Raw genomic sequence first — 8,988 nt, 5'->3', positions numbered from 1 at the left:
ACCCCGTTTGCCACCACGGTGCTCGCCACCCCAGTAGACATCATCGAGCTGAATGATGCCGCTGATGGGCTGCTTGTCATCGGACTCTTTCATGGCTTGCAGCAGCTTGTGCTTGAGCATCCAGGCGGTGTCATATTTGACGCCCAACTGGCGCTTTAGCTCCATCGCTGACAAACCTGTTTTGGTTTGTGACAACAGGTGCATCGCCAGAAACCACTTGGTCAGCGGGAGCTTGGTGTTTGCGAAAATAGTGTTCCCAGTCAATGACATCTGGTGATGGCAGTGATTGCATTGCAGCACGCGTGGCCGACTTTTCAGGTGACAACAGGTCTTGTTGGCACATTCAGGGCAGACAAAGCCGTGAGGAAAACGCCAAGTGAACAACGCGTTTTCGCACTGAGCTTCAGTGCCATAGTCCTTGAGAAGCTCAAACAGGCTGTAGCCTTTCTGGAATTGGACTTTGCTTTTGGCCATGATCTCGCTCCTCGATAACTGTGCATAAGATCAGTATAGTTCGGGGTGACTGCTAATCATGGGTAATCAGGTGTTAATTTATTGTTCACACAGAAACAACCATAAAGATTAGACCAGAAAGGATCAACCCCACAAAAACAAGCAACAACGAACACCAATAAAACGCAAAACAAAAAAAAATAAAACAAAAACAATTAGTTGAGCTCAAGCAAAGACAGAGAATTAATTTAGATATCAAACTTAATTGTTTCTTTAAAGTTACTGTAAAGCATAAAAAAGCAGCTATTCCATCCTCAGTCACCACCCCTTCCCAACCCATGAAAACGGCCATCCGAAGATCACAGAACTCGCCCGTGGTGGTGGCCATTTTTGCTATGCACATACTGAACATTGCTTCGCCAGGGAGGGCTGCTCTTCAGCAAAGACCCAAGATGACCAACGAGGAGACCAGGCTGACTGCGGGCGCAAGATCCCGGCAGAAACAATGGCCAATCCCATCTGACAACCCCCATCAAAAACTGGCGTGACCGGACCGGGGGCCATGGTTATGATACGTCTACCCAAAAATCGCCTCGTTCAGGGAGAACGTCAGATGAGCAGCCCGTTGCGTTACGTGCTGGATGGCATCCATTGCGAGCCCCGCTTTTTCACCGTGCCCCTCGACCACCAGCGACCGGATGAGGAGGAGACCCTCACCCTGTTCGGCCGCACCCTCTGCCACAAAGACAAGCTGCACGACGATCTGCCCTGGCTGCTGTTCCTGCAGGGCGGGCCCGGCTTTGGCGCCCCGCGCCCGACCGCCGCCAGCGGCTGGATCAAGCGGGCCCTGCAGGAGTTTCGGGTGCTGCTGCTCGATCAGCGCGGCACCGGTCACTCCAGCCCCATCAGTGCCGAGGCGCTGGCCCAGCTCACTGGCCGGCAACAGGCGGAGTACCTCGGCCATTTTCGCGCCGACAGCATAGTGCGCGACGCCGAGTACGTTCGCGAAGTGCTGAGCCCGGGGCGGCCCTGGAGCCTGCTCGGCCAGAGCTTCGGCGGCTTTTGCAGCCTCACCTACCTCTCCCTGTTCCCCGACAGCCTGCATGAGGTCTACCTCACCGGCGGGGTGGCCCCCATCGGTCGCAGCGCAGACGAGGTTTACCGCGCCACCTACCAGCGGGTGGCAGACAAGAACCGCGCCTTCTTCGCCCACTTCCCCCATGCCCAGGCCATCGCCAACCGGCTGGCGAACCACCTGCACAGCCACGAGGTGCGCCTGCCCAACGGCCAACGCCTGACGGTGGAGCAGTTGCAGCAGCAGGGGCTGGATCTGGGTGCCAGCGGCGCCTTCGAGGAGCTCTATTACCTGCTGGAGGACGCCTTCATCGGCGAGCGGCTCAACCCCGCCTTCCTCTATCAGCTGCAGGCGATGCAGCCGTTCAACACCAACCCGGTGTTCGCCATCCTGCACGAGTCCATCTATTGCGAAGGGAGCGCCAGCAACTGGGCGGCCGAGCGGGTGAGAAGCGAATACCCGGCCCTGGCCTGGGCACCGGGCAAGGATTTCGCCTTCACCGGCGAGATGATCTTCCCCTGGATGTTCGAGCAGTTCCGCGAGCTCATCCCGCTGAAGGAGGCCGCCCACCTGCTGGCCCAGAAGGCGGATTGGGGCCCCCTCTACGACCCGGCGCAGCTGGCCCGCAACCAAGTGCCGGTGGCCTGCGCCGTCTATGCCGAGGACATGTACGTGGAGTTCGACTACAGCCGCGACACCCTCAAGGGGCTTGGCAACAGCCGCGCCTGGATCACCAACGAGTACGAGCACAACGGCCTGCGGGTCGATGGCGAGCAGATCCTGGACCGACTCATCCGCATGAATCGGGATCGCTGATCCCGCCGGGCTCGCGCCCGCAGCAAGACGACAATATCGAGGGCGGCCCATGAGCCGCCCCGCACCCTGGAAGCAGCACAAAATAATAAGGACACCCATTGGATCATCCGGAAATATCGGCCGGCTGGCTGAGCCGCCTCTTCTATCACTGGACCGGCCCGTTGCAGCGCAAGGGGCTGAGCGAGCCCCAGGTCAACCTCGACGACCTCTATCCCCTGTTGCCGGAAGACAGGCGCGATGGCCGTGCCGACGCCTTCCTCGCGCTCACCGCCGCCCAGCCGGTGCGTCCCTGGCCCATCACCGCCTTTATCTGGCGCCAGTATCGCGGCCGCATCGGCCTGCTTACCCTGCTGCAGCTGCTTGGCATGCTGGCCACCCTGGCCAGCCCCTGGCTGCTCAACCACAGCATGACCCAGCTTGGCACCGGCGCTGACACCGGCCACAAGCTGTTGCTGGCCCTGGCCCTGTTCGCCTCCGTGCTCGCCTCCGGCATGCTGGCGGAGCACTCGCTGCAGCTGGCGCTCAAGATGCACGTGCCCATCCGTCGCCTGCTGGCCGAGTCCCTGCTCGCCAAGGTGATGAAGCTGGGCGGCAAGAGCTTCGACGACCGGGCCGGTGGCCGGGTACAGAACCTGATCAACCGGGACGTGTGGGACATCACCTGGATTCTGGCGGACCCCGCCATGCCGCTCACCATGCTGCTGCAACTGCTCGGCACCATCGCCCTGCTGGTGTGGCAGGTGGGCAGCGCCGGCCTGGTGGGCTTTGCGGTGCTCACCCTGCTGCTGCTCATCTCCACCCGGGTGGTGCGGCGCATGAACCAGCAGGAGCAGCAGCTCAAGCGCCAGCAGGACGAGCGCAACGGCATCCTGGCGGAGTACATCAAGAAGCTGCGGCTGGTGCGCCAGAACGGGCTCGGCGCCTTCTTCACCCGGGCCGCCGGCCACAAGCGCCAGCAGGAGCTGGGGGTGCTGGGACGGGTGCTCAGGCTCGATGCCATCAACGAGAGCCTGATGCTGAGCACCCCGCTGCTGGTGACCCTGGCCACCTTCACCACCTACCTGGTGTCAGGCAGGGAGCTCACCCTGCCCCAGGTGTTCACCACCATCGCCCTGTTCACCGTGCTGCGCATCCCCATGATGCGGCTGCCCTACCTCATCCGCACCCTGATCAACTTCAACACCGGCTTCAACCGGCTGTGCGAGTTCCTCAACAGCCCCGAGCAGCACCGGGATCTCACCGACTCAAGCTTGCCGGTGGGGGCCCTGCAGCTCGACAACGTCACCGCCCTGCACCAGCAAAAAACCGTGCTGCAGGGGGCCAGCCTGTTTATCCAGCCGGGGGAGCTGGTGGGGATCACCGGCGCCACCGGGGCGGGCAAGAGCTGCCTGCTGCACCTGGTCGCCGGCTTTGACGACAGCTTCGAGGGCAGCATCCGCCGCCACGGCCGGGTCGCCCATCTGGGTCACAAGCCCTGGCTGATGAACGACACCATCCGCAACAACATCCTGTTCGGCCAGCCCTGGCACGCCGAGCGCTATCGCTGGGTGCTGGGGGCCTGCGCCCTCGGCGCCGACCTCGAGCTGCTCAGCCACGGCGATCAGACCCTGGTGGGCGAGCTCGGCACCCGCCTCTCCGGCGGTCAGCAGCAGCGGGTCGCCCTGGCCCGCGCCCTCTACGCCCGGGCCGATATCCTGCTGCTGGACAACCCCCTCTCTGCGCTCGACCCCATCGTCTCGGCCCAGGTGCTGGAGCGGGGGCTCGCCTTCAAGCCGGGGCCGACCCGGCTGCTGGTCAGCCACGACCCGGACGTGCTGGCTCACTGCGATCGGGTGATCCGCATCGAGCAGGGTGAACTGATGGAGCTCGATGCCCACCAGCTGGCGGATCTTATCCAGCATCCCCAACCCACCCCGCCGGTGCCACTCCAGGAGGCGGAGCAGTTCAATGAAGAGAAGGTGGTGGAGGGCAAGGTGGACTGGGGGCTGTTCGGTTTCATGTGGCAGCGCCTGGCCGCCCCCGGCGCCATCCTGCTCGCCCTGCTGCTCACCCTGGGTCAGGAGGGGCTGCGCATCGCCTCGGATCTCTGGCTCGGCGGCAAGGCCGGGGTGACCGAGGTGAGCGAGCTGCTCGGCATCTATGTGCTGCTGGGAGCGGGCTCCCTCACCTGCATCATGGTGGTGCGGGTCATCAACTACAAACTCGGCCTCAAGCTGGCCTGGACCCTGTTTGACGGCATGCTGGGGCGCATCAGCCGCGCCCCCATGGCCTTCTTCGATAAGGTGCCGCAGGGGCGCATCCTCAACCGCTTCGACCGGGATCTCGGGGAAGCCCAGGAGATCCTGCTGTCGATGCTGATGGGGCTGTTCGGCATGCTGGTGTCGGTGGCGCTGCAGGTGGTGGTGATCGGCGTCAACATGCCGCTGTTGCTGCTCATCGCCCCCCTGGTGGGCTGGGCCCTCTACGTGCTGCAGCGCCGCTACCGGGCGGTGCAGCTCAAGCTGCGGCGACAGGCGTCGGTGCTACGTTCGCCGCTCTACATCAGCATCAGCGAGACCATCCGCGGCGCCCCCGCCCTGCGCCTGGCCGGGGCCGAGCGCTTCGCGCTGGATCAGGTGCTGCTGCACTATGACAACAACCTGCGCAGCTGGTACACCACCACCTCCATCAACCGCTGGCTCGGCATGCACCAGACCCTGCTCTCCGCCGCCCTGGTGGGCGCCGTGGCGCTGATGGTGGCCTTTGGCAACAGCTCGCTGCTGGGGGCCGTGGCCATCACCTACGCCTTTACCGCCTCCGCCATGCTCAACTCCCTCATCCGCACCTTCGCCGAGGTGGAGCAGGTGATGAACGCGGTGGAGCGGGTGCGCGAATACAGCGAAATAGAGAGCGAGCGCCAGGAGGGGGAAGCCCTCGCCACCCCTCACCCCAAGGTACGCTTCGACAACCTGGGGCTGCGCTATCCCCAGGCCAGCCAGTGGGCGCTGCACAAGGTCAACTTCGAGCTGGCCCCCGGCGAGAAGGTGGGCGTGTGCGGCCGTACCGGCGCCGGCAAGAGCTCGCTGCTGGGGGTGCTGCAGGCCATGTACCCTGCCACCCAGGGGGAGATCTACTACGGCGAGCAACCGCTCTCCCGGCTGGCCCCGGAGGCGGTGCGCGATCTCTACGACACCGTCTCCCAGATCCCGCTCACCTTCTTCGGTACCCTGCGGGCCAACCTGGCGCCCCTGACCGAACATGACGACGCGGCACTGGAGCAGGCGCTGGCCCGGGTGGGCCTCGCCGAGCGCTGCGCCGGCCGGCTGGACGAGGAGCTCGACAAGCTGCAGCTCTCCGCCGGCGAGACCCAGCTGCTGGTGATAGCCCGTATCCTGCTGTCGCGCCGCCCGCTCATCGTGCTGGACGAGGCCACCTCGGACCTCGACCACGGCGGCATGCGCAAGATGGCGGAGCTGCTCTATCGCTACCGACCCGAGGCCAGCTACCTGGTGATCGCTCACCATCTGGAGCCGCTGCTGTCGGTGGACAAGGTGGTGGTGATGGAGGCCGGCACCGTAGTGGAGCAGGGCTCGCCGGTCAGCCTGCTGGCCAACTCCCACTCCCGTTTCCACCAGCTGTTCGTGGGTCAGGTGAACCGCCAAGTGCCCCAGACGGCGTAAGCACCAAAAATGACAAGGGCTGCTCGCGGGCAGCCCTTGTTGCTTGAGCAGAGCCTCAACGCTCCATGATCTGGGTGACATCATCCTTCTTGATCATCACTTCCCGCCCCTCGGTGTCGTAGTAGCGGTACATGCCGGTACTCTCATCCAGCTTGGGTTTGCTGTCGGTGGTGATCATCTTGCCATCCTTGGTGCTCATGATGTATTGCGAGCTGCACCCCGCCAGCGCCAGGGCACACACCAGGATCATCATCAGTTGCTTCATCGCCTGTTTCGTCTCCCGCTTCACCCTCACCACGAGGGTGGTGACTGAAGCCTAGCTCAACCAGATGAGTCCGTTTGCCGCTCTTGCCGCAACGGGATCAACGTCAAGAATCAGCTACTTGCGCCCACCCGGTTTGCTACTACCACCACCTCCGGTCCCCGACCCGCAGCCAAGTGCCAGCTTGTCTGCCGCCGCCTTCGCCTGCACCAGGCCGTAGCCGAAGCTGTTGTCGCGTCCCAGGGCACCCAGATCCTGGGCGCTGCTGCGTAGAGTCTGGCGCAATTGATCGTTGCTGCACTCCAGTCGCTGCGACCAGACCAGGGTGGCAACCCCGACCACGTGCGGCGTCGCCATCGAGGTGCCACTGTAGTAGGCGTACCCGGTCGGCACGGTGGAGAGCACAGAGACGCCGGGGGCGGCCAGCTCCACCTGATCGTTGCGCTGGGAGAAATAGGCCAGCTGCTTGTTGGCATCGATGGCGGCCACGCTCACCACGCTGCTGTAGGAGGCGGGATAGGACTTGCTAGTGTTGCCCGCATTGCCCGCCGCCGCCACGCTCAGCACGTTCTGGCTGTAGGCCTGGTTGAAGGCTCTCTCTTCGGTCTTGCTGGGCACGCTGCCCCCCAGGCTCATGTTGATGACCATGCGGGTGAAGCCGCGGCTGCTCATCCCCTGCTTGCAGGCATTGAGCGCCCCCACCAGGTTGGAGGAGTAGGCCCAGCCGTTGGCCCCGAATACCTTGACGATCTGCAGCGGCACGCTCTGGTTTGGCAACACCCCGAGCACGCCCAGATCATTGCCTCCCACGGCGGCTATGGTGCCCGCCACATGGGTGCCATGGCTGTTCTCGTCGCTGTCCCAGTTGCCGGTACCGGCATCGTCATAGCCCTGTACCTGGGGTCCGTGGGGCAAGTCCGGGTGGCCGCCGCTGTAGCCCGAATCTATGATGCACACCAGCACTTCGCCGGCGGCGGCATCGCTCAGTTGCGGCGCCTGCACCATGGGAATGCCGTAGGGCAGAGTCTCGGCGCTGACGTAACGCTTGGCATCCGGCTCCACCCAGAGCACGTTGGGATTGTGCGCCAGCGCCGTGGCGGCGGCCGATGGCAACCAGAGCGCCAGGGCATTTTGCTCCTTCAGCGCCAGGGCCAGCTCACCGCCCATCCCCCGGCTCTGGGCCAGTACGGCCGCCTCCGCCCCCGGCTTGAGCTGCACCAGATAGCGCGCCCGCTCGGCGGCCATGGCCCCTTGTCCCAACACGCCCGCGACCAGCAGGCCTATCCATATCCGTTTCATCAGTCACTCCTTGCTTCGATCTGATATCCCTTCGCAAAAAGTGTAGTGTCCCCTCGCCCGCGCTACGAATGCGGCAACAAAAAGGCCGGACATGGGTCCGGCCTGCTCTGGATTATCAATTACTTGGCTGGCTTGCGCTCGCCGGTCACCGTGGGGTTCTTGGGATCGGCACTCCACTCGTACCAGCCGCCGTCGTAGACGCTGATCCGTTTCCAGTCCATCAGCCAGGCGTAGAAGAAGGCCTCGGAGGCGCGCCAGCCGGTACCGCAGTAGAAGGCGGCCTGCTGGGTCGGTTCTATGTTCCACTCATCCCACATGGCGAGGATCTCGCGAGCCGGCTTCATGGTGCCGTCCGGGTTGTGGAAGTCGCTCATGCTGTTGGCATCGACACCACCACGACCCCACTTGGCGCCCGGAATGTCGCCCTTCGGCTTGATGTAGCTGTAGCCGGAGGTATTGCCGACGAACTCGTCCCAGGTGCGCACGCTGACCAGGGCGCCGTCGGGCTGCTTGAGCAGCTCCTTGGCCTGACTCAGGGTGGTGTAGTACTCGGGATGGGCCGGGAAGGCGACGCCGAACTCCTTGGCCGGCTTGAAGGTGTTGGCCAGCCCGGTCTCGGTGCGCAGGTGCTGCACGAACCAGGCATCCAGGCCGCCGTCTAGCAGTCGCACATCCTCGACGCCCGCATACATCATCAGGTGGGCCGCACGGGCCGCCGCCATGGTGTTGCGACCGTAGAGGATGACGGTGGTGTCGTGACGGATGCCGTTCTCCAGCAACAGCTTCTTGAGCGCCTCGTCAGAGACCTTGTTCCACAGCGGCTCCTCTTCCAGCCGGTTGGTGTCGATGTAGCCGGCCCCCGGGATATGGCTCAGCAGATAGGCTTTGGGTGAACCCCACGCCACCTCGAACAGCTTCCAGTCGCCCTTGGGCGCAGCCACCACCGGCTTGCCCTCCTGCAGATCGGCCAGCCAGCGCGGATGGACCAGCTGCTGCCAGCGGGCCAGATGCTCGCGCGGCGCAGTTTTCCAGCCCTGCAGCTCGAACAGCTGCTTGATGCCCTGCTGGCGCAGCAGGCGGGCCACTTCGGCCACCTCGCGCGGCGCACCGTAGAGCGCCACCAGCCGGTCGGCCTGCAGGCCCTTGGTCGCCAGCGCAGCCGGCCACTCGGCATCGCTGTATTTCCAGTCGGCGGAGAGGTTCTCGGCACCGGCCACGTGGCCGCCCTGCTGCTCGCCCTCCATGGGCCAACCCTGATAGAAGTAGCTGGCGCGGGTATCCAGAATGACCGCTGCTTTGGCCTTGGCGTCAGCCAGCGAGAGCGGTGGCAGCTCGGCTGCCAGGGTCGGCAGGGCATGCCAGAGCAACAAGGTCGCCAGGGTGGCCCGTAACAAGCTCATTATTCGTTTCATGGTGATCTCTCG

6 protein-coding genes are annotated in these 8,988 nt (G+C 64.1%); 2 read left to right on the top strand and 4 right to left on the bottom strand.

Annotated elements, in window-relative coordinates; genetic code table 11:
* Window positions 1–474: IS1595 family transposase (locus CAK78_RS14830; protein ID WP_141214128.1), on the bottom strand; the 474-nt coding region annotated here is incomplete at its 3' end.
* A gap of 592 nt (window positions 475–1,066) precedes the next feature.
* Between CAK78_RS14830 and CAK78_RS14825 the strand changes: the two genes are divergently transcribed.
* Both CAK78_RS14825 and CAK78_RS14820 read left to right on the top strand, forming a co-directional pair.
* Window positions 1,067–2,344 (top strand): alpha/beta hydrolase, encoded by a 1,278-nt coding sequence (locus CAK78_RS14825; RefSeq protein ID WP_094697773.1) that lies wholly within the window; start codon window positions 1,067–1,069, stop codon window positions 2,342–2,344.
* Between the two features lie 98 nt (window positions 2,345–2,442).
* Complete coding sequence (locus CAK78_RS14820; RefSeq protein ID WP_094697772.1) at window positions 2,443–6,003, top strand: ATP-binding cassette domain-containing protein; 3,561 nt, start codon at window positions 2,443–2,445, stop codon at window positions 6,001–6,003.
* A gap of 55 nt (window positions 6,004–6,058) precedes the next feature.
* On the opposite strand, the gene CAK78_RS14815 is transcribed toward CAK78_RS14820, so the two are convergent.
* From CAK78_RS14815 to CAK78_RS14805, 3 genes are all read right to left on the bottom strand, one after another.
* Window positions 6,059–6,268 carry a YgdI/YgdR family lipoprotein gene (locus CAK78_RS14815; protein ID WP_010632998.1) on the bottom strand — a complete coding sequence of 70 codons (210 nt, stop codon included), beginning with the start codon at window positions 6,266–6,268 and terminating at the stop codon, window positions 6,059–6,061.
* Between the two features lie 114 nt (window positions 6,269–6,382).
* Window positions 6,383–7,564, bottom strand: coding sequence for a S8 family peptidase (locus tag CAK78_RS14810; protein WP_094697771.1), 1,182 nt, complete (start codon window positions 7,562–7,564; stop codon window positions 6,383–6,385).
* 119 nt (window positions 7,565–7,683) lie between these two features.
* The gene (locus CAK78_RS14805; protein WP_094697770.1) at window positions 7,684–8,976 is read right to left on the bottom strand and encodes a sulfurtransferase; all 1,293 of its coding nucleotides are present in this window, start codon (window positions 8,974–8,976) and stop codon (window positions 7,684–7,686) included.
* Window positions 8,977–8,988: the final 12 nt, after the last annotated feature.

Origin of the sequence: Aeromonas sp. A35_P, from assembly GCF_002259925.1 — a bacterium.
Lineage (GTDB): Bacteria > Pseudomonadota > Gammaproteobacteria > Enterobacterales > Aeromonadaceae > Aeromonas > Aeromonas dhakensis.
This window is presented reverse-complemented; position numbering and strand designations above follow the sequence as displayed.